The sequence below is a fragment of the uncultured Streptococcus sp. genome, from assembly GCF_963536705.1.
Lineage (GTDB): Bacteria > Bacillota > Bacilli > Lactobacillales > Streptococcaceae > Streptococcus.
This window is the reverse complement of record NZ_CAUTAP010000001.1, coordinates 13,768-38,269: the sequence shown is the minus strand read 5'-3', so window position 1 is coordinate 38,269 and position 24,502 is coordinate 13,768. Positions and strand designations below refer to the sequence as shown.

18 protein-coding genes and 1 pseudogene are annotated in these 24,502 nt (G+C 45.4%); 2 read left to right on the top strand and 17 right to left on the bottom strand.

Going from position 1 to position 24,502, the window contains the following annotated elements; all coding sequences use genetic code 11:
• Window positions 1-66: 66 nt before the first annotated feature.
• The 11 genes from RWX26_RS00165 to RWX26_RS00115 form a co-directional block, all read right to left on the bottom strand.
• Window positions 67-1,416 carry an LCP family protein gene (locus RWX26_RS00165; RefSeq protein WP_223337043.1) on the bottom strand — a complete coding sequence of 450 codons (1,350 nt, stop codon included), beginning with the start codon at window positions 1,414-1,416 and terminating at the stop codon, window positions 67-69.
• Between the two features lie 18 nt (window positions 1,417-1,434).
• Window positions 1,435-2,268 (bottom strand): prephenate dehydratase, encoded by an 834-nt coding sequence (gene pheA / locus RWX26_RS00160; protein ID WP_223337044.1) that lies wholly within the window; start codon window positions 2,266-2,268, stop codon window positions 1,435-1,437.
• Complete coding sequence (locus tag RWX26_RS00155; RefSeq protein ID WP_314577994.1) at window positions 2,265-2,741, bottom strand: shikimate kinase; 477 nt, start codon at window positions 2,739-2,741, stop codon at window positions 2,265-2,267. The genes pheA and RWX26_RS00155 overlap by 4 nt, the downstream gene beginning before the upstream one ends.
• On the bottom strand, window positions 2,734-4,017 hold the full coding sequence (aroA, locus tag RWX26_RS00150; protein WP_314577991.1) for a 3-phosphoshikimate 1-carboxyvinyltransferase: 1,284 nt from the start codon (window positions 4,015-4,017) through the stop codon (window positions 2,734-2,736). Before aroA ends, RWX26_RS00155 begins: the two co-directional genes overlap by 8 nt.
• A 132-nt stretch (window positions 4,018-4,149) precedes the next feature.
• A complete protein-coding gene (locus RWX26_RS00145) occupies window positions 4,150-4,488 on the bottom strand; it encodes a YlbF/YmcA family competence regulator (RefSeq protein WP_314577987.1) in 339 nt (112 codons plus the stop codon).
• An 18-nt stretch (window positions 4,489-4,506) separates the two neighbouring features.
• Window positions 4,507-5,613: a prephenate dehydrogenase gene (locus RWX26_RS00140; RefSeq protein WP_314577984.1), complete on the bottom strand. Its 1,107-nt coding sequence runs from the start codon at window positions 5,611-5,613 to the stop codon at window positions 4,507-4,509.
• Between the two features lie 15 nt (window positions 5,614-5,628).
• Entirely contained in the window at window positions 5,629-6,795 is a 1,167-nt protein-coding gene (aroC, locus tag RWX26_RS00135) for a chorismate synthase (RefSeq protein ID WP_314577981.1), read from the bottom strand.
• Between the two features lie 90 nt (window positions 6,796-6,885).
• Window positions 6,886-7,953 carry a 3-dehydroquinate synthase gene (gene aroB / locus RWX26_RS00130; RefSeq protein ID WP_314577979.1) on the bottom strand — a complete coding sequence of 356 codons (1,068 nt, stop codon included), beginning with the start codon at window positions 7,951-7,953 and terminating at the stop codon, window positions 6,886-6,888.
• Between the two features lie 10 nt (window positions 7,954-7,963).
• Window positions 7,964-8,818, bottom strand: a complete 855-nt coding sequence (locus RWX26_RS00125) for a shikimate dehydrogenase (protein WP_314577976.1) — start codon at window positions 8,816-8,818, stop codon at window positions 7,964-7,966.
• Window positions 8,808-9,485, bottom strand: coding sequence for a type I 3-dehydroquinate dehydratase (aroD, locus tag RWX26_RS00120; protein WP_002906180.1), 678 nt, complete (start codon window positions 9,483-9,485; stop codon window positions 8,808-8,810). The genes RWX26_RS00125 and aroD overlap by 11 nt, the downstream gene beginning before the upstream one ends.
• Window positions 9,482-10,645 carry a class I SAM-dependent rRNA methyltransferase gene (locus RWX26_RS00115; RefSeq protein WP_314577973.1) on the bottom strand — a complete coding sequence of 388 codons (1,164 nt, stop codon included), beginning with the start codon at window positions 10,643-10,645 and terminating at the stop codon, window positions 9,482-9,484. The genes aroD and RWX26_RS00115 overlap by 4 nt, the downstream gene beginning before the upstream one ends.
• Before the next feature lie 250 nt (window positions 10,646-10,895).
• Here RWX26_RS00115 and RWX26_RS00110 point away from each other — a divergent pair, with 250 nt between their 5' ends.
• Complete coding sequence (locus RWX26_RS00110) at window positions 10,896-13,091, top strand: LTA synthase family protein (RefSeq protein WP_314577971.1); 2,196 nt, start codon at window positions 10,896-10,898, stop codon at window positions 13,089-13,091.
• A gap of 162 nt (window positions 13,092-13,253) precedes the next feature.
• Window positions 13,254-14,531, top strand: a pseudogene (locus tag RWX26_RS00105) (ISL3 family transposase).
• 100 nt (window positions 14,532-14,631) lie between these two features.
• On the opposite strand, the gene RWX26_RS00100 reads toward RWX26_RS00105, so the two are convergent.
• The 6 genes from RWX26_RS00100 to RWX26_RS00075 form a co-directional block, all read right to left on the bottom strand.
• On the bottom strand, window positions 14,632-15,483 hold the full coding sequence (locus RWX26_RS00100) for an alpha/beta hydrolase (RefSeq protein WP_314577969.1): 852 nt from the start codon (window positions 15,481-15,483) through the stop codon (window positions 14,632-14,634).
• Window positions 15,484-15,497: 14 nt separating this feature from the next.
• Complete coding sequence (locus RWX26_RS00095; RefSeq protein WP_314577967.1) at window positions 15,498-17,291, bottom strand: serine hydrolase domain-containing protein; 1,794 nt, start codon at window positions 17,289-17,291, stop codon at window positions 15,498-15,500.
• A gap of 16 nt (window positions 17,292-17,307) precedes the next feature.
• Window positions 17,308-19,089, bottom strand: coding sequence for a serine hydrolase domain-containing protein (locus tag RWX26_RS00090; RefSeq protein ID WP_061589238.1), 1,782 nt, complete (start codon window positions 19,087-19,089; stop codon window positions 17,308-17,310).
• Window positions 19,090-19,105: 16 nt separating this feature from the next.
• On the bottom strand, window positions 19,106-20,902 hold the full coding sequence (locus RWX26_RS00085; RefSeq protein WP_314577963.1) for a serine hydrolase domain-containing protein: 1,797 nt from the start codon (window positions 20,900-20,902) through the stop codon (window positions 19,106-19,108).
• 321 nt (window positions 20,903-21,223) lie between these two features.
• Complete coding sequence (pulA, locus tag RWX26_RS00080; protein WP_314577958.1) at window positions 21,224-23,521, bottom strand: type I pullulanase; 2,298 nt, start codon at window positions 23,519-23,521, stop codon at window positions 21,224-21,226.
• A 23-nt stretch (window positions 23,522-23,544) separates the two neighbouring features.
• Window positions 23,545-24,495, bottom strand: coding sequence for a diacylglycerol kinase family lipid kinase (locus RWX26_RS00075; protein WP_002895076.1), 951 nt, complete (start codon window positions 24,493-24,495; stop codon window positions 23,545-23,547).
• Window positions 24,496-24,502: the final 7 nt, after the last annotated feature.

Here is a 24,502-nt window from a genome sequence, read left to right as displayed (position 1 = left end):
TATCGCTCTGCCATTTCCCAAAAGAAAAGGCAGAACATCGTCCTACCTTTCATTATATCATATATCTTATCTGAGACCCATTTGCTGCAGTCTTTCTTTATAGGCTTCAAAGTCAATCAAGAGCCCTTGACCACCGTACATGTCATAGGTATCAACCCAGTCGCCATTTTCCGGAATCGTCAGGCGCTCAACCCCGTTGCGGGAATCTCCAGCCATAGAGAGACCATTAGTCAAAAGGAAGCTGTATGGTACATTGGTCGAAGTCAAGGCAAAGACCTTACCAAGAGCCTCTGATCCGGTAAAGAGCTTAGTCGGATCTTTGACCTGCTGGAAGACAGCTGTCAAAACTTCCTGCTGGCGACGGGTCCGGCCAAAGTCGCCCTCATCATCCTTACGGAAGCGAGCGTAGTTGAGCAAGGTCCGACCGTCCATCTGCTGCTGACCGACCTTGATTGTTTGATTAGGCACCACACCGTCCTTCATATTCAGGTCATCTGGCACTTCAACTTCTGTCACCTTCTCCCCATCAATCGTTGAGAACTGGGCATTCATGCTGACGCCATTTGGGAAAAGGGTATCAATAGCTGTCGCAAAAGTCTGGAAATCCACCAGTGCATAATATTTGATGTCCAAATCGAAATTATCTTTGAGCATCTGGCGGACATAATCTGCACCTCGGTTGTGGTTTTGCTCCCCAATCGTGTAGGCAGAATTGAGCTTTTGGTCATAGTAATCTGCCTGCGACGGATCGGTGTACTCATTGCTGACGCCGTCAATGTGAATGAGGGTATCACGCATAAAGCTGACCAATTTAACCTTGTGGTCCTTATTACCAACATTCAAGACCATAATGGAGTCAGTCCGCGTCTCAGTCGAGTCGTCACCAACCCGGCCATCTGTTCCGAGAATGAGGATATTCACTCCGTCCTTAGTATCCTTGCCGTCAAAGAATTCCGTTTCTGCTGGCTTAGAATTGCCATTATGAGCTGTCGTCAAGCCTTTGACAAACATGAAAATCATGCCACCCAAGACCATCAGCAGGAAAATCCCTGCCCAAAGCAGAATCCGTTTCAAGCGGATTTTTTTGCGAGGTTTCTTAGGCTTGTCTTGTCCCAGACCAGCTCCTGCCAGAGCTTCCGGCTCCTTCTTTTGCTTTCTGCTGCGAGAAGAACGCTCAGGGTACTTGGGCAAGAGGCCAGAAGAATCCATTTCCACAGGCTCTTGCTCAAAGGCGTCACTAACTGTATGCGGCTGCTCTTTATGGTCCGGCACACTGGCTGAACTGCCAATCCCCTTGGACTTCTGACGCAGATAGTCAAATTCTTTCTTTTCTTTATCGTTTAGATAATAATAATTTTTGTAGAGATAATCTAAGCGGAGCTGTTCATGATGGCTAAGATTTTCTGGTTTCTTCATCTCTTCTCCAATCTATTGCTACTTGTCCTCAATCAGAAACACACTGTAGCTACCAAAAATTTTATAAGTAATTCCAAGACTTGTCAACTCTTGATAGGCAAAATCCGCCAATTTTTTCTGCTCGTTGTCAATGTCAATAATGAAGAAATACTCTCCCAAAGCCGTTTTTAGAGGCCGGCTCTCAATCTTGGTCAGGTCAATCCCACGCCAAGCAAAGGTCGACAAAGCCTTATAGAGGGCACCAGGCAGATTGTCCGGCAAGGTCAAAGCCAGTGTCTGCTTGTCTCCTGTCTTGGTCAGTTCAAGCTTAGGAACCTCATGACCTAGAATCCAGAAGCGGGTATAATTTTCTTCCATTTCCTGAATGTCGCTGGCTGCTACTTTGAGCCCGTATTCTGCTGCAGCCGTGCGCGGGGCAATAGCCGCAAAATTCTTTTCAGGATGCTCTGCCACAAAACGAGCTGCATAGGCCGTACTAGCCGTCACCTCAATGGCGGCCTGCGGATAATGCTGGCGGATATATTTCTTTCCTTGGGCAATAGCCTGGGGATGAGAAAATATCTTCTCAATCGGCTTTTCTAAATCAGTCACCAAGAGCTGCTGCTTGATGGGCTGGACGATCTCAGCAACCGCCTGAATATCTGCTTGATGAAAAAGATAGTCCAAGGTTTCATGGACACTGCCCTCAATGGAATTTTCCACCGGAACGACCGAGTAATCCACTTCCCTAGCCTCATAAGCCTTCATGACCTCGGTGATATTCTGATAGGGCACCAAGTCCTCGCTGGGAAAGGCAGCTTGGGCTACATGGTGAGAAAAGGAGCCTCTAGGACCTAAAAATGCTATTTTCATTGAATTTCCTCAATAATTTCCTGCGGGCTTTTAAGCCTCGTATCAACAATCTGGGTCGCCACTTCCTCATACCAGGCCTGACGCTGATCAAAAATCTGCTGCAAGTCTGATTTGCTCTGATTTAAGAATAAAGGCCGCTCCTGCTCAGCATCCTGCTGGATTCGCTGATAGAGCGTTTCGAAATCTGCTTTCAGGTAGATATTATCAGCATTCTGAGTCAGTAATTTGCGATTTTTAGGGCTGACGACTACACCGCCACCCGTTGAGACGACCAAGTCCGTATCGATCAACTCAGCCAAGAGCTGGGCTTCTGCAGTCCGAAAGGCTGCTTCACCATGCTGATCAAAATAGTCCTTGATTGACATGCCCAGTCGCTGGCAGAGCAGTTCATCCATATCGACAAAGTCTTGGGCTAAGGCTCTGGCCACTGTGGATTTTCCGGCTCCCATAAAGCCCAGCAATATCTTAGCCATGCATCAAGCCCTCCAAATCGCTGAAGAAGCGTGGATAGCTGGTCTTAATAGCTTCAGATCGTTCAAGTTCCACCTGACCGCTTTGAGCCAACAAAGCAGCAATTGCCGTCATCATCCCGATGCGATGGTCGCCAAAGGTGTTGACCTGAGCACCATGAAGAGGTGTTTTCCCTTCGATAATCATGCCGTCTTCTGTCGGGGTAATAGCTGCGCCCATGCTATTGAGAGCGTCTGCCACTACCTGGATCCGGTCGGTTTCCTTGACCTTGAGCTCCTCTGCATCACGAATGACAGTCCGTCCCTGAGCCTGCGTCGCAAGAAGAGCAATAATCGGCAGCTCATCGATCAAGCGCGGGATAATCTCGCCGCCAATCTCAGTGCCCTTAAGCTCAGAAGTCTCAACGGTAATGGTTGCAGACTTGGCTACTGGATCAACATCTGACAGCGTCATCTGTCCGCCCATAGCCTCTATCACTTCTAGAATTCCTGTACGAGTTTCATTGATGCCGACATTCTCTAAAACAATCTTAGAGTCCGGCACAATCAATCCAGCTACCAGCCAGAAGGCCGCGCTGGAAATGTCTCCTGGAACCGTCACTTCCTGAGCAGTGAATTCCTGACCGCCCTGAATGCGAATTTCCTTGCCCTTGACCTCAATCTGCCCACCAAACTGGGCAATCATATCTTCCGTATGATTACGGGTGATTTCCTTTTCTATAATAACCGACTCTCCCTGAGCCTGCAAGGCAGCAAAAATCAAGGCCGACTTAACCTGGGCAGAAGCCACTGGCAGCTGATAATGAATAGACTTCAGTTCCCTACTGCCCTTCATCTTGAGCGGTGGTAAATCACGCTCAGTCCGACCAGCAATCTCGACTCCCATCTGCCGCAGAGGGATGGTCACCCGATCCATAGGGCGCTTGGATAGACTGTCGTCACCAAACATCTCCGCTTCGAAATCCTGACCAGCCAAAACACCAGAAATCAAACGGATAGATGTTCCAGAATTACCCATATCCAGCTTATTTTTCGGTGCTTGCAGCCCTTCAAATCCTACGCCATGAATCTTGACTAGATTTCCATCGTCCTCAATCTGCACGCCTAAGTCGCGAAAAACCTGCATGGTAGACAGCACATCCTCTCCCCGCAGAATGTCGCGAACAGTAGTGACTCCCTTAGCCAAACTGCCAAAAATAATGGAACGGTGGCTGATGGATTTATCTCCCGGTACGCGGATACGGCCCTTCAGGCCTTTTACATTGGTTGATAATTTCATAGGTGACCTCGTACTTTTCTTTGTTGCTTCTTATTTTATCATAAAAAGACCAGAAATTCTTAAAATTTCTGGAATCCTAGTCGAACCAAAAAGAATCCAGGTATTCAGCCCAGATTCCTCTTTTTTATTAGCTTACTTAAGCAAATCCTGCACCGGATCAAAGATGATACGCTCAATGTCCGCTAGATAGATGGATAGTTGCTGTTGCTTATTGAAGAATTCAGAAAGAACAGCATTGCCCTGAATCTTCTCACCAAAGGAAGTCATCTTGTCCTGTACCTCCTGAGTCGGTACCTGACCAGTCTGAGCCAGCTGTTGCAACTCCTGCTGGAAAGCCAGATAATCCGCAAAAATAGCCTTCGCTTCGCTATCAGCATCCACTGCTTTCTTACTTTCTGCGACTGCCTTGTACTCAGGCAACTCACGCAGATTTCTGCTCAGTTCATTGGCTAAATCATAAATATTTGACATAGAGTTCTCCAATCTATATTAGTCTACGGACACTAGATAATCCGTATTTTCTCTTACTATTTTAGCAGATTTTTCCAAATCTTGGCGATTTTTAAAGGTGATTTGCAGAATACCGTTGATATCTTCACGGTTTTCCTCGTTGATACGAATATTAACAACAGAAATTCCGCGCAGAAGCTCCAAAATACCCAAAATCGCATCTTCTTCGTCGGGCACCTCAATAAAAAGGTCATAAAAGCTATCTACACCGGCACGCTTATGAATTTCCATCTGCTTGCGGCTCTGCCGTCCTCGATCGAAAAATTCCCAGATAGCTCTCTCGTCCTTGGCCTCAATCGCTGCGGCAACCTTGTCTAACTGGTCTTTAAAATCTTCCAGCCGCTCCAAAATGGATTCGGGATTTGTCAAGAGGATAGAGGTCCACATGCCCGGCTCACTCTCCGCAATCCGTGTCATATCTCTAAAACCACCGGCTGCAAAAGACTGGGTCAGCTCATGCTCTTGGCTATAAGCTGCCGCCTGCTCCATCAGGCTGGAGGCTAGGATATGCGGAAAATGACTGATTTGACTGGTCACTCGGTCGTGCTCGGCTGCGTCCACCTGGATAAAGCGGGCATGAAGACCACTTAGCAAGTCTTTCATTTCCTCAAGCGTACCAGGCTTGGTCAGGCTAGAGGGCGTGAAGATATAATAGGCATTTTCAAAGAGGGTGACATGGGCAGCCTTGGCTCCGGTCTTGTGACTTCCTGCCATAGGATGAGCTCCGACAAAGCGGACGGGCTTATTCTTCAGGTACTTTTCTGCTGCTGCCACAATCTCTGCCTTGGTCGATCCAGCATCTGAGATGATAACATTTTCCTTCAGGTCCAGCTCCGCTAGATCTTTGATAAATGCTATGGTCTGCTTGATGGGCACAGACAGAATAATCACATCAGCCAATGGAGCAAAGGCGGCAAAATCATCCGTTACCCGGTCTACCATTCCACGTTCCAGGGCGACTCTGCGCGATTCTTCACTTCGATTATAGCCAAGAATCTCTATCTCAGGATGAGCTCGCCTGATGCCCAGAGCCAAGGAAGCTCCAATCAGTCCCAAACCTGCGATATAGACTGTTTTTCTCTCCATGCCTTCTCCTTACTTCTAAAAGTTCTTGACAAATTCCCGATGGCGGGCTACCGCATCCTTTAGTTCTTCCAGATTGTCCGAAGAGAACTTCTCCAGAACTTCAGTGGCTAAAACTGTTGCCACCACGCTTTCCATGACAACACCCGCCGCTGGCAGAGCCGTAGGATCGCTCCGCTCTACTGTCGCCTTATAAGGCTCATGGGTCTCAATATCCACGCTCATCAGAGGCTTGTAAAGGGTTGGAATGGGCTTCATAACACCGCGTACAACAATTGGCTGACCATTGGTCATACCGCCCTCAAAGCCGCCTAGATTATTGGTCCTGCGAGTGAAGCCATCTTCCTCAGACCAGAGGATTTCATCCATTACCTGACTGCCCTTGAGACGACCGGCTTCAAAGCCCACGCCAAACTCGACTCCCTTGAAAGCATTGATGGACACGACTCCTTGAGCAATCTTGGCATCCAGCTTCTTGTCCCATTGGACATAGGAGCCCAGACCGACCGGCACACCTCCAACGATAGTCTCAATGACACCACCGATGGTATCCCCATCTTTCTTAATCTGGTCAATGTAGGCCTTGATTTCTTCTTCGCGCTCGGGATTGACAATGGAAACCTCTGACTGGGCAGCTCTTTCCTTGATTTCTCCTACAGTCAGATTGTTCGGCACATCAATATCAATGCCACCAAAGGTTACGATATGGCTGGCTACCTCTACACCGATTTCTTCCAGCAAACGCTTGGCTACTGCTCCAACTGCTACACGCATGGTCGTTTCGCGGGCAGAAGAACGCTCCAGTGAATTTCGTAAATCGTCAAAGCGGTATTTCATACCACCAACCAAGTCCGCATGTCCAGGACGTGGTTTGGTAATCTTGCGCAGCCCTTTTTTCTTTTCATCCACATCTGCCGCGCTCATAATCTCAAGCCACTTCTGATGATCCAGATTTGTAACATTGAGGGTAATCGGGCCGCCCATGGTCAAGCCATGACGAACCCCAGACGTAATCTCGACTTGATCGCTTTCAATCTTCATGCGGGCACCGCGACCGTAACCACCCTGGCGTCGCTTGAGCTCAGCATTGATATAGTCAGCTGTCAAAGGAAGACCAGCCGGCACCCCTTCAATAATAGCTGTCAAACGTGGTCCGTGCGATTCTCCTGCTGTTAAGTATCTCATACATTTTCTCCTATTTCTGGGATGGAAAGATATGGACAACCTGTCTATTTTTATCCAAACTGTCCAATCGTCTTTAATTCCATCTGGCACTTATTTCTTCAGAAATTCTTTCATCTCTTCCAGCGGAATCTGGTGAATACTAGCCGAACCCAACTTAGGAACCAGTACTAGCTTGATAGAGTTGCCTCGTGCCTTCTTATCATGGGTCAGTGCCTGATAAAGAGCATTCTCATTCCAAGGCTGATAATCCACCGGCAAGCCAAACTTCTGACACATACGGACGATGTCTTCTGTAATTCCAGCTGGCATGAGGCCTTTCTTTTCAGCTACGCGGGAAACCTGTACCATGCCAATCGCCACGGCTTCACCGTGCATGACTTTTCCATAGCCCGCTGTCGCTTCAATAGCGTGCCCAATAGTATGGCCGAAGTTCAGGTAAAGGCGAACACCATTATCCAGCTCGTCCTCGACCACAATCTTACGCTTGACATCACAGGAATGGTAAATGATGCTTTCGGCATGCTCCAAAATTGACTCTGGACTGCCATCCATTTCCGAAAGCTCATTCCAGAGTTCCTTGTCCTCAATCAAACCGTACTTGACCACCTCGCCCATGCCTTCAATCAGTTCCCGCTGACCCAAAGTATGCAAGACTTCTGGATCAATCAGAACTCCGTCAGGCTGGGTAAAAGTGCCGACCATATTCTTGGCCCAAGGTGTATTGACACCTGTCTTACCACCGATAGAGGAGTCCACTTGAGCAGTCAGACTGGTCGGAATCTGCACAAAATGCACACCCCGCATATAGGTCGAAGCGGCAAAGCCTGCCAAATCACCAACAACGCCGCCTCCCAAGGCTACAATGCCGTCACTGCGGGTCAGACCAACCTTAACCAAAAACTCATAGACTTTGTTGACCGTCTTTAAGTTCTTGCTGGCTTCACCCTCCAAAAAGTCAAAGACAAAAGTCTCAAACCCAGCCGCTTCCAAGCTCAGCTTGACCTTTTCAGCATAGAGTCGAGCCACTCGATTGTCCGTGACGATAACTACCTTCTGAGGCTGCCAAAGCTGACTCAGCCAACTTCCAGCCTGAGATAAAGCCCCCTTTTCAATGAGAATATCATAGGGATGATGCGGGAGATTCACATTTAGTTTCATAAGCGCCTCCTTATTTATACAATTCTTCTAAACATTGCCAAATTTCCTGACTGGGCATAGTCTTGCCGGTCCAAAGCTCAAAGGCTTCTGCTCCCTGATAGAGCAGCATACCGAGTCCATTGACCGCTGTGACATTTTGATTTCTGGCCCATTTGAGAAAGGGAGTTTCGAAAGGTTGGTAGATAACATCTGCAACTAAAATCTGGCTAGGCAGCTCAATCTGTTCAGGCAGGGGCATGCTGATGCCATCCATGCCAAGACTAGTCCCATTGACCAGAAGGTCTGATTGGTTGATTGTATCCTGCAAGCTATCCGCATCTTCCAAAGTTAGTACCTGGATACAACTCTTGGATTGGTGGCTGATAGCTGTCATCTTTCTGACAATCTTCTCATAGGAAGCCTGCCGAGTGAAAACAAAAATTTCCTCTGCCTTATCCAAAGCTGCTTGAGCAATAATAGCTGTCGCTGCTCCACCTGCTCCCAAAATTGTCATTTTTTTGCCCTGAATAGCAAAAGAAGGCAAGCTCTTAAAAAATCCCTTGCCATCTGTGTTATAACCAACTAAAATTCCATTTTTATTCACAACCGTATTGACTGCTCCGATAAGACGGGCACTGACATCCAGCTCGTCCAGATAAGGTATCACTTCCTGCTTATAGGGCATGGAAAGATTGACACCAAACATATCGAATCTGCGGATATTTTCTATACTGGCCTGCAGATCCTTTGCTTCTACTTCCCAAGCTAGATAGACACCATTGACACCAGTCTTTTCAAAAGCCATATTGTGAATAAGAGGAGAAATACTGTGCTTAATTGGCTTGGCAACCACAGCAGCCATGCGGGTGTGGCCATTAATTCTCATTCAAAATCTCCTGGATTTTCTTCATATTACTCAGAGAAATCTGACCGGGTGCTGACGCCATATCCTGACTGGCAAAAGACCAGCTGGAACCTGTCAAATCAGCCGCAATGCGTGAAATCTTGCCAACTTTTCCCATGGAAATGGTGACAAAATCTTGCTCAGGATTCAAAGTCTTAAAACCGCGAGTATAGTTCATCAAGTCCAGCACATCCTGCTCATTGTGAGCCATGACAGAAACCTTGACCACCTTAGGGGTCAGAGAAGTCAGCTCAGACAGGATTTCCATCATATTTTCAGGCGTCTCCTCAAAGTTGTGGTAGCTCAGCACCAGATTAGGAAACTCTAGCATTTCTTCAAATTTCCCTTTGTGAGAGAAATATTCAAAGTCGATATAATCCGGCTGGTAAAAACCGGCTACTTCCTTGATGAGAGCTACGTATTCATCATCGGATAGTTCGATTTCTCCGCCTTCCTGACGGGTTCGCAAGGTGAAAATTAATTCACGTCCGGCAAATTTTTCAAAAATAGCTGGCGCAACATTTAAAATGTCATCCTTGGCCAGAAAATCCGCCCGCCATTCAATAATATCCGCATCTTCGTAGCGTGATACATCAATTTCTTGAGCTTCTTCTAAACTCTTGGGCATTACAGAAACGACTAATTTCATTGGTCCACCTTTATTGTAAATACCTTGAGGTAATTACTGCTCCCGTCTTTTTTATTATAGACAAAGTCTGCTGGCAAGCCATACTCCGCAAGATAGCGGTGCTTTCTGCCGGCAAGGCCTTTTTCAATTTCTTGTTTAAACTTACTTTTGGAAAGATTGGCTGCATTGGTACTTAAAATCATGATTCCCTGAGGATTCAGGATTTCCAAAGCTTGTGCAACCAAACGATGATAATCTTTAGCAACCGAGAATGTCCGCTTTTTATTTCTAGCAAAGCTAGGCGGATCTATCACAATGACATCAAAACTTAGAGCGTGACGCTTAGCGTACTTGAAATAATCAAAGACATCCATCACCTGAAAGCGATGCTGATCCAGTGTCAGACCATTGGCCAGAAAATGAGCTTCTGACAGCTCACGGCTGCGTTTGGCCAAATCAACTGATACTGTCTTACTGGCACCGCCTATGGCTGCAGCTACTGAAAAAGCAGCTGTATAGGAAAACATATTGAGTAAACTTTTACCGGCAGCCAGACCATCTACCAGACTAGCACGCACATCGTGCTGATCCAGAAAGATACCGGTCATGAGACCATCATTCAGAAAAACCTGATAGCGAACACCGTTCTCCAAGACTGTGAAGGTTTCTGGAGCTTCCGCTCCGTAGAGATGAGCCGATTCGTAGTCCAAACCCTTGAAACGAATCTTTTCATAAGCTCCCTGAATCTCTGGGAAAACCATAGCGAAGGCTGTCAGAATCTGCTCCTTGATAGCAAAGACAAAGTCATTGTACCAAGAAAAGAGCGCAAAGTCATTGTAGAAATCCACCGTGAAGCCACCGAAGCCATCCCCCTCTTGATTAAAGAGTCGAAAGGCTGTCGTGTCAGACGAATGGAAATAAGTAGAACGTCTGCTCTTAGCCTGCTCAAAGAGAGTTTGAAAAAAATCCGAGTTCAGCTCTACCTTCTTCTGGGAAATCAGCCAGCCTACTCCCTTATTCTGCGGAGAGAGATAAGCTGTGCCTAAGAACTTGCCCTGACGGTTTTGCAGCTCCACACATTGATTCTGAAGAGAAAGAGCGCCAAAATCCTTTTTATCTAATAAAAGAATGCCCTTTCTCAGTTTTTCTTCTGCCTCTCGAGTAACAGTAAGTTTATTCATAAATTATATTATACCAAAGATTGTGAAAATTCTCAAAACATATTTTACATTTGAGTTAATAAAAGATTTCACAAACGAGTGCAAAACGACTATAAACCTCTCTATAGAGAGGATAAGGCTTTTATAGAAATATTACAATTTCGCCGATTTAAAATATCTCAAATGCGGCTCAAATTTTCCTTAACTAGAGAAATTATGTTATACTTAGAGGAGAAAATTTTTAGGAAATAAGACAAGGAAGTAACTTTTTGTGAAAAAAATAACCAAGAATTTACTCAATTTCATGAGTACGAGACTAGGTTTTGTCTTGATTTTACTGGTCCTCTATTGGATAAAAACCATGTGGGCCTACACGATTGATTTCAACCTCGATATTCAAGGTCTTTATCAAGTATTTTTAGCTATTATCAACCCTTTCCCTATCAGCCTCTTGCTGCTGGGACTGGCACTTTATGTAAAACGAACCAAATTATTCTACAGCCTGGCCTTCGGAATCTATCTACTCCTCTTTGCTTGGCTGGTATCTAACTCCATTTACTACCGCGAGTTCAGCGACTTTGTTACAGTCAATACTATGCTGGCTTCTAGCAGCGTTTCTGCTGGACTTGGGGAAGCAGCACTTGAGCTCTTCCGCCCTTGGGATATTCTTTATCTGATTGATTTCCCGATTTTGGCTTTCTTATTCTTTAAGAAATACATCCGCATGGATGACCGGCCTTTCAATAAACGCGCCAGCTTTGCTGTGACCTCCCTGTCCGCTATGCTGTTCTCAGCCAACCTTTTCTTGGCTGAAATTGACCGGCCTGAGCTCTTATCACGTGGATTTTCCAACTATTATGTCGTTCGGGCTCTGGGCTTGCCAGCCTTTCTAGGTTACAGTGCTAACCAGACATATACCGCCAATCGTGAGCGCTCCAAAGCTTCTGAAAAAGACTTGGAACCAGTAACAGAATATATCCAATCCCACTATGCGGAACCAAATCCAGAATATTACGGGATTGCCAAAGGACGCAACGTCATCTATGTCCATCTGGAAAGCTTCCAGCAGTTCCTGATTGACTATAAGCTGCAGGCAGATGGGAAAGAGTACGAGGTGACACCTTTCCTCAATTCCCTCTACCACTCCAATTCGACTCTGGCTTTCTCTAATGTCTTCAACCAGGTCAAGGCTGGTAAGACTTCTGATGCTGAAACCATGATTGAAACTGGGCTCTTCGGTCTCAACCAAGGCTCCTTTATGGTCAACTACGGTGGTACCAATACCCAGCAAGCTGCACCTTTTATTCTTTCCAAAAATGGCGGCTACACTTCTGCTGTTTTCCACGGAAATACAGGAAGCTTCTGGAACCGTAATACTGCTTACAAGCAATGGGGTTATAACTATTTCTTCGATGCATCTTACTTTACCAAGCAGGACGACACCAACTCCTTCCAGTATGGTTTGAATGACAAGATTATGCTGAAAGATTCCATCAAATATCTGGAACACCTGCAGCAGCCTTTCTATGCTAAGTATATCACGGTTTCCAATCACTATCCTTACACGACAAGTCTGATTGGTGACGAGATTGGCTTCCCACTGGCCAAGACCAAGGATGAAACCATCAACGGTTACTTTGCCACTGCCAACTATCTAGATTCTTCTGTCAAGGCCTTGTTTGACTATCTCAAAGAATCCGGCCTCTATGACAACTCTATTATCGTTCTCTACGGAGACCATTTTGGAATTTCCCAAACCCGTAATCCTAACTTAGCCCCTCTTGTAGGAAAGACTTCTGAGACTTGGTCCAATTATGACAATGCTATGATGCAGCGCGTACCATACATGGTAGTGGTACCTGGCATGGACAAAGGAAAGATCATTGATACATACGGTGGTCAAGTAGATATGCTGCCAACATTGGAGCATTTACTGGGCATTGACTCTAAGAACTACCTTCAAGTTGGACAAGACCTGCTGTCATCTCAGCATCAGCAAATCACAGCCTTCCGCTCCAGCAATAACTTTGTCACTCCAAAATACACTAGCTTCAATGGACGGACCTACTACACCCAGACCGGTGAGGAAATTACTAATCCTGACGAAACCATCAAGAAGGAGCTGGATGAGATTCGCAATGCTGCCAATACTCAGCTGAAGATAAGTGACGCTATTCAGACCGGCGACTTGATTCGTTTCTACAAGGGGAATGACTTAGGCAAGGTCAACCCTAAAGATTACTCTTATCTTAATTCAATGAAGGCCTTGTTGGCTATTGAAAAGGAAAAAGGCGACCAATCAACCAGTCTTTACTCTAAGCGAGGCAATGTCTCCACTGTGGACCTCTTTAATTCACCAAGCTATAGGGCACTGCATCCAGAGCAGTTCCAAACTAGCAGCAGCGACGAAGACAGCAGTCAGGAAGACTCGAGCTCTTCCAGCTCTAGTTCCACAGCCAATCCATAGATAGCAAGAGCCTTAAGTCCAATGGACTTAAGGCTTTTCAGGCTCTATAATTTCTGTAGTGGGTAAAACCGCTGTAGGAATGATGGAGCCTATTTGTTGTAGAAAAAAAGTCCCATAAGTCCTATAATGAAAAGCGATGAAACTATCACTAGAAAGACTCTTATGGAACAGTTCAATTTTATCACAAACTTACTGGGAATAAAAGACCAGAATATCACTATCTTGGATGTTCTAGATGCTGGTACACATAAAGAAATCATCGCTAAGCTAGATTATCCCGCTCCTAAATGCACTCACTGCCAAGGACAAATGGCTAAATATGACTTCCAGAAAGAAGTAAAAATTCCCTATTTAGAGTGTGCAGGTTACAAGACTCTCGTTCGATTGAGAAAGCGCCGTTTCCACTGTAAAATCTGTAGGAAAATGGCGGTCGCAGAGACTTCCTTAGTCAAGAAGAATCACCAAATTGCAACCATCGTCAAGTAGAAAATTGCCCAAAAATTAATCGAGAAAGTCCCTCTGATAGCTATCGCCGAAAGTTTATCTGTATCTACTTCCACCGTCATTCGTAAGTTGAAAGAATTCAAGTTCAAGGCAAACCTCAACTACCTTCCAGAACACATGAGCTGGGATGTGGAAACAGTCAGGGAAGTGACTGTTTCAATCGGCAGATAGAGATGAGCTTCATTGCACAGGATTTCGATTCCAGAAAGATTATAGCTATCTTAAGATGGGCGGACTCAAGCAACGATTCGCAATCACTTTCTGCGCTATTCCAGACAGGTCCGAAACCAAGTCAAAATCATTACCATGGACATGTTTAGTCCCTACTACGATATTGCCAGAAAACTATTCCCAAACGCTAAAATCGTCCTTGATCGCTTTCACATTGTGCAACATCTCAGCCGTGCTATGAGTCGTGTTCGTGTTCAAATCATGAATCAATTTGATCGAAAATCACACGAATATAAGGCACTGAAACGCTACTGGAAACTCATTCAACAGGAGAGCCGTAAACTCAGCCATAAACGCTTTTACCGTCCAACTTTTCGCATGCACTTGACCAGCGGAGAGATTCTAGAAAAACTTCTCTCTTGCTCTCAAGAACTCCGAGAACACTATAAACTCTACCAACTCCTGCTTTTTCATTTTCAAGAGAAAAAAACTGAGCATTTCTTTGGACTCATTAAAGATACCATTTCTTATGTAAATCCTATTTTTCAAATTGTTTTTAAGACCTTCTTGAAAAACAAGGATAAGAGCCTGAACGCACTGGAACTGCCCTACTCAAACGCAAAACTAGAAGCTACTAACAACTTCATCAAAGTCATCAAGCGAAACGCTTTCGGCTTTCGGAACTTTGACAATTTTAAAACTAGAATCCTCATCGCTTTGAACATCAAAAAGGAGAGGACTGATTTAGTCCTCTCCAGATTATAACTTTTCATCAACCCACTACAGTTGACAAAGAGCCCGAAAAAGAGGGATAAGTTGCAGATAAGTGAAAACCTCTAAAGTTAGAAAACTTTAGAGGTTCATGCTAAGGTTGAAAATGCTGGTGCAAGATAGCAAAGTAGTCTTCTGGATTGTGGAAAAATGGAAAGTGGCCGCTGTTTTTAATCGTGAACACCTGAGCGCTGGGATAGCGGCTGATGACAAAGTGCATGCTGGCACCAAAAATATCATTGTCACCGAAAGTCACGGTAATAGGAAAAGCAGGATGTTCTAGGCGGGGCAAGAGAGGATAGGCCATAATTTCCTTTCTTGTCTGATTGCCTGCCCGGACTGAAACATTGCTCAAGTTAAACGTCACATCGCGAAAGGCTGGATAGTCGGCATTGTAATTGCGAGCAACCTGACGATAGAGATCCTGCGAAGCCTTGGAACTGCCAAGACCTCCCAGCAGAGAATAGATTCCCATTTTCAGCCATTCGATAGTCGTGCAGTGATTTTTATTGTAATTCATCATTTCCTTTTCCATTTGTTTCCACTGCTTGCCCGTGCCTGTTCCCGGCGAGGAAAGAAAGAGACTAAGGAGCCGCTCAGGGATTTTGCTGGCGTAGATTTGCGCGTACAATCCACCCCAGGAATGCCCCAAAAGGTGAAATTTATCTACATTGAAGTGGTCGGCGATTGTGTTGATGTCTGCAATGTAGGCCTCCATGCTGTAGTCGCCACTCGGACAGGGCGATTTCCTCGTTCCCCGCTGGTGAAAGACAATCAGTTGATAATCTTTTTCGAGCTTAGGGATAAAGAGCTTGAAGTCATCAGGCGTTCCCGGTCCACCGTGCAGCAGGATAATCGTTTCCTTGTCAGGATTGGGATAGCAAACGGTGTAGAGTTGGTCGGAGCCGTTTTGAATCATTGTTTCGATTTTTTGAGAATGGGTCATAACTTTCCTTTCTTTTAGTAGAGCGTCCACCACTTATATAGGCTCCAGTAGAGGAGATTGAGAACGACGATAAGTGAAGCACTGCTGGTCAAGTAGGTCAAGATTTTTCGACCCTTGCTCACTTGGAATTTTGAGCGCAGGAAGAATGAGGCAATAAGGCTAACCAGGAGGCTAACTCCCACAGCTGCAAAGCCCATAGAAAGCCAAACACGGCTGTTTGGTGAGGAATGTAGACTCAGGACGCTTTGGATAAAGAAGTAAAGCAGGAGCATGGTAGATAGAATGAACCCGCAAGTCAGGTATTGCCAGAGCGACCAAGCAAGCGGTGTAAGTTTGTGATTTTTCCGCTTGAAAAGAAGCCGATAGAGTTTGACCAGTAAAGCAGATACAGGGATGAGGAGGGCATAGAAAGCAGCGAGGCACCACAAGACGAGACTGCCGTAATCCTTGACTACATCCCATGTGGAAAGTTTAAGGTAGTCTGCGATAGGCAATTTCAGCCGTTCTTGCTTGCCGTTTTTCTCCAATTCCCAGTATTTTTGAGTGATAAATTTACTATTTTTCTCAAGATAGTTAGTTATTGGCGGAGCAATGCGCGTGATTGATAAGGCATTGGTGAAAACGCGACTTGAGCGATAAACGCCCGGTTTAAACTCTGCTTTTATCTTCTCTGAAGTAGTTGCCTTGTTTCCATAAATCAGCTCAGGAATTTTTTTAAGATAGTTACTTTCGTATTGTTGATTGGTTAAAATGACGGTAGCGATACCTGATTTGAAATCCAAAGTTAATATGGATGAAAAGCCAGCCGTATTACCACCGTGACCGAGGATAACGCGGTCTTGATAAAGGTCACTCCAAAATCCGTGAGCATTGATTGGGAGTTTGCTATCAGGAAAAGTCGAAGTCGCCGTATAAAGGGTGTCCCAAGTTTCCGCGCGCCTAAAAAGTGTCTTCTTTTGCAGGAGTGCTTGGGCAAAGGTCTTAAAGTCTTTCAAAGTTCCTGTTGCTCGCCCGCTCGGATAGTAAGGATTAGGCTTGTTTGCCTCGCCAATCAGCTGACCGTCTGAGGTGTAGCCCTTGATTTCCTTGCGTTTTTCGACCACATAGTCATTATCCGAAAAATCGGGCAAAATAGCGGTGTGCTTCATACCTAAGGGCTGAAAAATATGCTCGTGCACATAGTCAGCGTAAGATTGTCCGCTAATCCGCTCGACGATGTAGCCAGCAAGCACCGTTCCAAAATTGGAATAAGCAGTTATTGTCCCCGGCTCATAGGCTTGAATAATCGGCGCCTTTTGTAGCGTATGGGCTAGGTCTTTGTCTTCATTTTTGGCCAAGTCAACATCTGCGAAGCCTGCTTGGTGGTTCATGAGGTCAAGCATGGTAATGGGTTTGTCAAATTTGAGCTTGCTTTTGAGAAAATCCTTGGGCAGATACTCTTTGATGTCGGTTTTTAGGTCAATTTTCCCCTCTTCCCAGAGCTGCATGACGCTGACCCAGACGGTTAATTTCGTTACAGAGCCCCACTCGAAAACTGAGTTGTCATCCACCGCCCACTTTTTTTCCTTGTCTACATAGCCAAAATTATTTTGGTAAATGGTTTGACCGTCCTTGTCAAAAATAGATGTTGCCAGTCCTGCGCTGGTTTTCTCGTTTTTCTGATAATAATCCTCAATCTTCTGTCCGATTTGGTCGTAAGATGTCCCCGACGGCAATTTTTGCTCATCGGCTCGAACTTGCGCTACTCCAAAAGCGAGCAAGCCGCAAGTCAGCAGCGCCACAGTGCTCTTCAAAAATGATGTTTTCATGATACTTACCTTTCTATTAAAGTGCCCACCACTGGTAAAGGCTCCAATAAAGGATATTGAGAACGACGATAAGTGAAGCGCTGCTGGTCAAGTAGGTCAAGATTTTTCTGCCTTTGCTGACTTGGAATTTTGAACGCAGAAGAATTGGCAAAACAGAACTAGCAAGAAGCAGCAGACCCGTTATTGCAAAGATGACATAGAGCCAAGCACTGTTATTTGGCGAGCCGCTGATGTTCATATTATATTGCACGATGAGAATGGTTATGAGTACAGTGGACAAAACAAGTCCGCAAGTCAGATAATGCCAGAGCGACCAAGCAAGTGTCACAGGTTTGCGGTTTGTCCGCTTGGCAAGGAGCCGGTAGAGCTTGACCAGTAAAGCAGATACCAAACTAAGAAGAGCATAGAAGATTGCTAACCCCCATAGGATGACACTGCCGAATTCTTTGGCAACTTCCCAGTTAGATAGTTTAAAGTAATCAGAAACTGGGCGCTTGATAAATTCTCGCTTACCGACTTTCTCCAAGCTCCAGTAAAATCGATTTTCACTATTTTTATCAATATAGAAGGTCGCCATATTTAGTCGCGCAATGGATAAAGGCCCAAAGAATTGACTAGCGTCACGATAAAAGCCGGGTTTGAGTTCTTCTTTCTTTTTGTTGGGAACATCTTTCTTTTGCCCATAGACCAGCTCGGGAATTTTCTCAACATAATTTTTCTCGCCCAGTTGGTTCGTTAAAATGACAGCAGCGATACCTGATTTTAAGTCTAAGGTCAAACTTGATGAAAAACCAGCTGTATTACCACCGTGCCCGAGGATAACTTGGTCTTGATAAAGGTCACTCCAAAAACCATGAGCATTGGTAGGAAGATCGCTATCAGGATAGTTAGAGGTTGCTGTATAAAGGGTGTCCCAAGTCTCTGAACGCTTAAAAAGTGTCTTCTTTTGCAGGAGTGCCTGAGCGAATGCCTTGAAATCTTCCAAGGTTCCTGTTGCTCGCCCAGCAGGGTACATTTCTATTAGATATGGAGCTTCGCCAATCAACCGACCGTCTCTAGTGTAACCTTTGACTTCCTTACGTTTTTCTACTACATAGGGATTATCTGATAAATCGGGTAAGAGAGCGGTGTGCCTCATATCTAAAGGTTCAAAGATATGCTCGTGGACATAGTCAGCATAAGATTGTCTGCTAATCCGCTCGACGATATATCCTGCCAGAGCCGTCCCAAAGTTAGAGTAGGCTGTCACTGTTCCCGGCTCATAGGCTTGATAGATATGTACTTTTTTGAGCGTATCTCCCAAGTTCTTACTAGTTCCCTTGGCAAGCCCCGTGTCTCCAAAGCCTGCTTGGTGGTTCATCAGATCCAGCATGGTGATTGGCTTGTCGTATGTGAGCTTGCCTTTGAGAAAATCCTTGGGCAGATACTCTTTTATATCTGTTTTAAGGTCAATCTTGCCTTCTTCCCAAAGCTGCATGACGCTGACCCAGACGGTCAACTTGGTGGCAGAGCCCCACTCGAAAACTGAGTTGTCATCCACCGCCAACTTTTTTTCCTTGTCTACATAGCCAAAATTATTTTGGTAAATGGTTTGTCCGTCCTTGTCAAAAACAGATGTCGCCAGTCCCGCACTGGTTTTTTCGTGTTCCTTGTAGTAATCCTCAATTTTCTGACCAATTTGGTCGTAAGGCGTGCCTGACGGCAACTTCTGCTGGTCAGCGTAAGCGTGACCAGCTCCCAGAGCGAGCAAGCCGCAAGTCAGCACAGTTAAGCAATGTTTAAAAAATGATGTTTTCATGATACTTACCTTTCTATTAAAGTGCCCACCACTGGTAAAGGCTCCAATAAAGGATATTGAGAACGACGATAAGTGAAGCGCTGCTGGTCAAGTAGGTCAAGATTTTTCGACCCTTGCTCACTTGGAATTTTGAACGCAGAAAGATTGGCAACCCAGCATTGACTAAGAAAATCAGTGCAAGCAGGGCAAAGAGAATGGCTTGCCAGCGATAATCGGGCATGTACTTGCCCGAAACGGCAACGATGACGAGACCTGCTAGATTGACTAGGCTAACCAAAATCAGTCCGCAAGTGCCATAATGCCAAATTTTCCAACTTCTTGGAGTCGCTCTTTTACTTTCTTTCCCAAAAAGCAAGCGATACACCTTACCCAAAGCAGCTAACAAAAGAACAAGCACAGCATAAACAACTGCGAGACCCAGCAGAGCGACAGAACCATAATCCTTTACCACCTCCCAAAGCGAGAGCTTTTCTAAATGATTATAGGTTGTTTCAACTTCTGTTCGTCCTTGGCGATGTTGCCAAAGCCAGTAGTTGCTGACTAGCAGATGACCGTCTTTGATCACATCTTTCACATAAAAAGTATAAACAGGAGTAAGGCGCGAAATAGAGGTCGGGCCTTGCTGAATGGAGCGGGAAGACCGATACATGCCCTCCTGAAAGTCTTTTTGAGACTGGTTAGGGGCTTGCTTTTTCTTGCCAAAGACTAAATCGGGCAGACCGAAAGAAAAGGTGGCTTCTGCTCTCTGATTTACCATGGTAACCATGCCGATACCCGACTTGAAATCCAGCGAAATCATGGTTGAAAAACCGGCAAAAGAATGACCGCCGTGCCCTAAAATAGAGCCTATCTCATACTCTGTCACCCAAAAGCCGTGGGCATTCTTAGCGACTGCTTTATCTGAGAATGTAGAAGTTGTCTGATACAGTTCATTCCAGGTTTCTGGGCGCTTAAAGAGCTTTTCCTTTCTCAAAAGAGCTTGCGCGAACCGCTTGAAATCGGCAAAAGTCCCTGTCGCCTGCCCCGCTGGATAAATATCCGCGGGAAGCAATTTATCTAGATATAAACTTCCGTTTGTATCATAGGTTTTCTCACCCAGCCGCTTGTCTCGGACATAGGTATTGTCCGACAAATCAGGTAAGAGAGCGGTATGGTTCATGCCCAAAGGCTGGAAAATATGCTCGTGGACATAATCCGCAAAGTCCTGTCCGCTGATGCGCTCCACGATATAGCCTGCTAGAGCTGTACTGTAATTGGAATAGGATGTCACCGTCCCTGGCTCATAAGTTTGAGCGGGCTGGCTTTTTAGTAATTCTTCCAAGCTCTTGCCTGTTCCTGTGTTCAGCGGCGTTTCATCAAAACCCGCTTGGTGGTTCATCAGATCCAGCATGGTAATGGGCTTGTCGTATTTGAGGTGTTTCAGGAAATCCTTGGGCAAATACTCTTTTATATCTGTTTTTAGGTCAATTTTTCCTTCTTCCCAGAGCTGCATGACGCTGAGCCAGACGGTCAATTTGGTGGCAGAGCCCCACTCAAAAACCGAGTTGTCGTCCACAGCCAGCTTCTTTTCCTTGTCCATATAGCCAAAGTTCTTTTGGTAAATGGTTTGGCCGTCCTTATCAAAGACTGCTGCCGCCAGTCCCGCGCTGGTTTTTTCGTGTTCCTTGTGGAAATTTTCAATTTTCTGACCGATTTGGTCGTAAGGTGTGCCTGACGGCAACTTTTGCTCATCAGCTTGGACTTGCGCCGCTCCAAAAGCGAGCAAGCCACAGCTTACTAACGCCACAGCGTTTTTCAAAAATGATGGTTTCATGATATCCTCCTTAAGATATATTTTCCCCTTTGCACCCTTATCCTAACAAATGGACAATAGCAAATCTACCCCTTTTCGGTAAGTGGTAAGATTTCCTAAGTAAGTGGTAGAAAAAGTAGCTCTATAATTTCTGTAGTGGGTAAAACCGCTGTAGGAATGAGCGAAATGCTTTCGGATTTCGGAACTTTGACAACTTTAAAACTAGAATCCTTATCGCGTTGAATATCAAAAAGGAGAGGACTGATTTAGTCCTCTCCAGGATATGACTTTTTAGCAACCCACTACAGTTGACAAAGAGCCGCTTTTCATGTAGCTAATAACTTATTGAATAACTTCAAAAACAGAAACCGTCAGATTTTCAACATAGAAAGGCTTCTTATGACGGCTATTGCCAACTACGAGGCGCAGCTTATCTGCATTCGGCAGATAGTAAGTCAGGCCACTAGCATTAAAAATGACTTGATAATGCTTGTCATCCTTAATCTCAAAGATAATCAAACCACTGCCCTGCTCGGCTGATTGGACAAAGACATGCTTATAAATATCTTCATAGGTCTGATAAGAAAAGGCTTTGCAGCTTGTCTTGAGGCGAATGATGTTCTTGATAAAATCAATACTCTCTTGATGATCCTGCAAAATATCCCAATTCACCTGATTGACTGCATCTGGTGCATTGTAACTGTTCATAGCCCTTTCGCGATCACTATGCAGGACTTGGCCATCCTCCCCCGTAGCTACGAGCTTAGTACGGGAAAATTCCTGTCCGACCTCCATGAAAGCCATACCCTGCATGAGCAGGTTCATGGCAGTTGCCAGCTCAATCCGCTTGGTACGAGTCAGAATATCATCATCGGGATGCAGCTCCGCAAGCAAATCATGCAGATTGAAATTGTCGTGAGCCTCCACGTAGTTAAGGACTTGATCAGGACTGAGATAGCTGCCTAGCTCACTGCTGCCAAGGATAGACTTAGCGACGATATCCTCCGTCGCCTGACCACTGACAAAGCCAGCCTTGATGCCACCGTAAACTTCTGCTCCCTTAACCGCATCCCGCTCTGTATCATTGAAAAATCCAATCCGCGGCAACTGATAGGCATTGTCCTTCTTAGCCTTGTCTTCTGGTCTCAGGCCTGTTCCCATATCCCAGCCTTCTCCATAGAGCAGGATTCTCGGATCTACCTCATCCATAGCATGACGGATGGCATTTATCGTTTCCACATCATGAATTCCCATCAGGTCGAAGCGGAAGCCATCTACATTGAACTCCTCTACCCAGTAGAGCAGAGAGTCAATCATAAACTTGCGAAACATCTCATGCTCGCTGGCCGTCTCACTCCCCACTCCAGTTCCATTTTGGAAAGAACCGTTAGGATTCATCCGATAGTAATAATCGGGTACTGTAGCCTGAAAAGCAGAATCATAGGTCGAGTAGATGTGATTGTAAACAACATCCAGTGTCACAGAAATCCCCGCATCATGGTAGGCCTGAATCATCGTTTTCAAATCGCGAATAGCCTGCGCTGGGTCAGTAGGATTGCTGGAAAAGCTCGTCTCCAGAGCATGATAATTCTGCGGGTCATAGCCCCAGTTGTAGATTAGCTCTCCATTTTCATCATAGTCCTTGTGACGGTCAGAGACAGGCTGAAGCTGGACGACATTAACGCCTAAATCACTGATATAGTCAAAGCCTGTCTTTTGCCCTAGATGATTGGTAGTGCCTTTTTGACAGGCTCCCAAGAAGGTCCCGCGCAGCTGACTATCAACGCCTGAAGTCTCTGACTTGGTCAAATCCCGAATGTGCATCTCATAAATCACTGCTTGATTTGGATTATCCAAGCGCCAGAAAGCTTCTTTGCCCTGTCTAACCTGAAAACCCACTACTTCTGTCTCATCCGCTCCAAGAATCGCTGAGCGCTTGCCATCTGGACTGGTCGCAACGGTATAGGGATCTCGAGTATAAAAATTACGGTATTCAAAGCTAACATGATAGTGATAAGTTTTGCCGGTCAAGTCTTCTGCTATTTCAACTGACCAGACACCGATGGTATTTTCCTTATGGTCGTGAGAATATCGATCTCCTTTTTGCATTGGGAAGATTTTATAAACAGGAGCTTGATTGGAAGCTGATTCATAGACTACTAGTTCTACCTTCCTAGCTGTCGGTGCCCAAACTTTGAAAATATGTGCGCCGTCCATCTGACGGTGTCCCAACCAGCCTTGATAGCCCCAGCATTCATCGAAATAGTCTGTTCTCAGGGCCATATCAAAGTTATGCGGCCGACGGCGTGAATACTGGTGACTTGTCGTTGCAGCCTGCAGGGAATAATACACCTGAGCATCTCCCTCAATCAGCCAAATTTCCGTTACCAGATGAGGCGGTAACAGATCAATATGATAGTCACAGGACTGGCTAGACCAGTCTGAACGTTTGATAATCACATGAGCATGATCTAAGGGCTCCCAGGTCTCAAATGATAATTCTCCCTGAATACCAAAATAATCAAGTTTGGAAAAGGCTGCTTCCTTTCCCCAATGGTTTATTTGCCACTGCCACATATCATAAGAGAAATAATCTCCAGTGGGATTGTGATAATGGACTAAGACTTTATAGTCTAGCATGTTCTTTCATCTCTTATCTAAAATTATTCTATTGAAAGGGCTGTCTGACTGATTTCATCAATATTGGCAAAAAATTCCAAATGGCCGTGCAGCACTTCCAGTTCAACAGGCGTATCACCGCCGTATTCTCCATCCAAATTCAGCATAAATGGACCTTTTTTATCTAAAACTTCCAGCTGCAGCTTGCTTGTTTTGAGGTATTCTACATTGATATCGCCAACGTGCTGACCGCCATTGATAGCCTGCATCATCAGACTCAGCATGTCAAAGAGATTAGCTGTCTTGACCAAAATCAAGGTAAAATTCCCGTCATCTAATTTAGTATCTGGCGCTAGCTTTTCAAAACCACCAATGGAGTTGGTCAGAGCCGCAAACATGAGCGAAATCTTCCCTTCAAAGACACCGTGGTCGTGCTTGATACGGACCTTGCGGAACTTAGAGCGAGGGAGCTTTTTTGCTCCTTCTGCAACATAGGCAAAGTAGCCTAGGCGGGATTTGACCTCGCTAGGAACGCTGTAAGTCAGCTCTGTCAGGGTTCCAGCTGCTGCAATATTGATAAAATACTTGCTGCCATATGCCCGGCCAATATCCATTTTAATGGTCTGGTTCTTTTCAATAATGCGGGCCGCCGCTACTGGGTCTCCCATGGGAATCTTCAGAGCACGCGCATAGTCGTTGGTTGTACCAGTTGGGATAAAGGCCAATTTAGGCCGTTCATCCAGATTCGCCACGCCATTAACTACCTCATTGATGGTACCGTCGCCGCCTGCCGCAATAATCAAATCAAATCCTGCTTTTGCTGCTCTTTCAGCTTCTTTTTGAGCAGAAAGAGGCGCTGGAGTGGTCTGGTAGGCGCTGGTTTCATAGCCCACATCCTCCAAAACATCCAGAACTTCCGCAATATTTTTCTTAATAATTTCCTGTCCCGAAGTCGGGTTATAAATCAATCGTGCTCGTTTAATCTTATCCTTCATACTTCAG

What these genes read in the sequence shown, in the direction of transcription:
- aroD (WP_002906180.1), bottom strand. Translation starts at nt 9,485, where the DNA reads ATGAAATTAGTCGTTTCTGTAATGCCCAAGAGTTTAGAAGAAGCTCAA.
- aroB (WP_314577979.1), bottom strand. Translation starts at nt 7,953, where the DNA reads ATGAAACTAAATGTGAATCTCCCGCATCATCCCTATGATATTCTCATT.
- aroC (WP_314577981.1), bottom strand. Translation starts at nt 6,795, where the DNA reads ATGAGATACTTAACAGCAGGAGAATCGCACGGACCACGTTTGACAGCT.
- pheA (WP_223337044.1), bottom strand. Translation starts at nt 2,268, where the DNA reads ATGAAAATAGCATTTTTAGGTCCTAGAGGCTCCTTTTCTCACCATGTA.
- RWX26_RS00165 (WP_223337043.1), bottom strand. Translation starts at nt 1,416, where the DNA reads ATGAAGAAACCAGAAAATCTTAGCCATCATGAACAGCTCCGCTTAGAT.
- RWX26_RS00140 (WP_314577984.1), bottom strand. Translation starts at nt 5,613, where the DNA reads ATGGAGAGAAAAACAGTCTATATCGCAGGTTTGGGACTGATTGGAGCT.
- RWX26_RS00155 (WP_314577994.1), bottom strand. Translation starts at nt 2,741, where the DNA reads ATGGCTAAGATATTGCTGGGCTTTATGGGAGCCGGAAAATCCACAGTG.
- RWX26_RS00125 (WP_314577976.1), bottom strand. Translation starts at nt 8,818, where the DNA reads ATGAGAATTAATGGCCACACCCGCATGGCTGCTGTGGTTGCCAAGCCA.
- RWX26_RS00095 (WP_314577967.1), bottom strand. Translation starts at nt 17,291, where the DNA reads ATGAAAACATCATTTTTGAAGAGCACTGTGGCGCTGCTGACTTGCGGC.
- RWX26_RS00145 (WP_314577987.1), bottom strand. Translation starts at nt 4,488, where the DNA reads ATGTCAAATATTTATGATTTAGCCAATGAACTGAGCAGAAATCTGCGT.
- RWX26_RS00085 (WP_314577963.1), bottom strand. Translation starts at nt 20,902, where the DNA reads ATGAAACCATCATTTTTGAAAAACGCTGTGGCGTTAGTAAGCTGTGGC.
- RWX26_RS00090 (WP_061589238.1), bottom strand. Translation starts at nt 19,089, where the DNA reads ATGAAAACATCATTTTTTAAACATTGCTTAACTGTGCTGACTTGCGGC.
- aroA (WP_314577991.1), bottom strand. Translation starts at nt 4,017, where the DNA reads ATGAAATTATCAACCAATGTAAAAGGCCTGAAGGGCCGTATCCGCGTA.
- pulA (WP_314577958.1), bottom strand. Translation starts at nt 23,521, where the DNA reads ATGCTAGACTATAAAGTCTTAGTCCATTATCACAATCCCACTGGAGAT.
- RWX26_RS00075 (WP_002895076.1), bottom strand. Translation starts at nt 24,495, where the DNA reads ATGAAGGATAAGATTAAACGAGCACGATTGATTTATAACCCGACTTCG.
- RWX26_RS00100 (WP_314577969.1), bottom strand. Translation starts at nt 15,483, where the DNA reads ATGACCCATTCTCAAAAAATCGAAACAATGATTCAAAACGGCTCCGAC.
- RWX26_RS00115 (WP_314577973.1), bottom strand. Translation starts at nt 10,645, where the DNA reads ATGAATAAACTTACTGTTACTCGAGAGGCAGAAGAAAAACTGAGAAAG.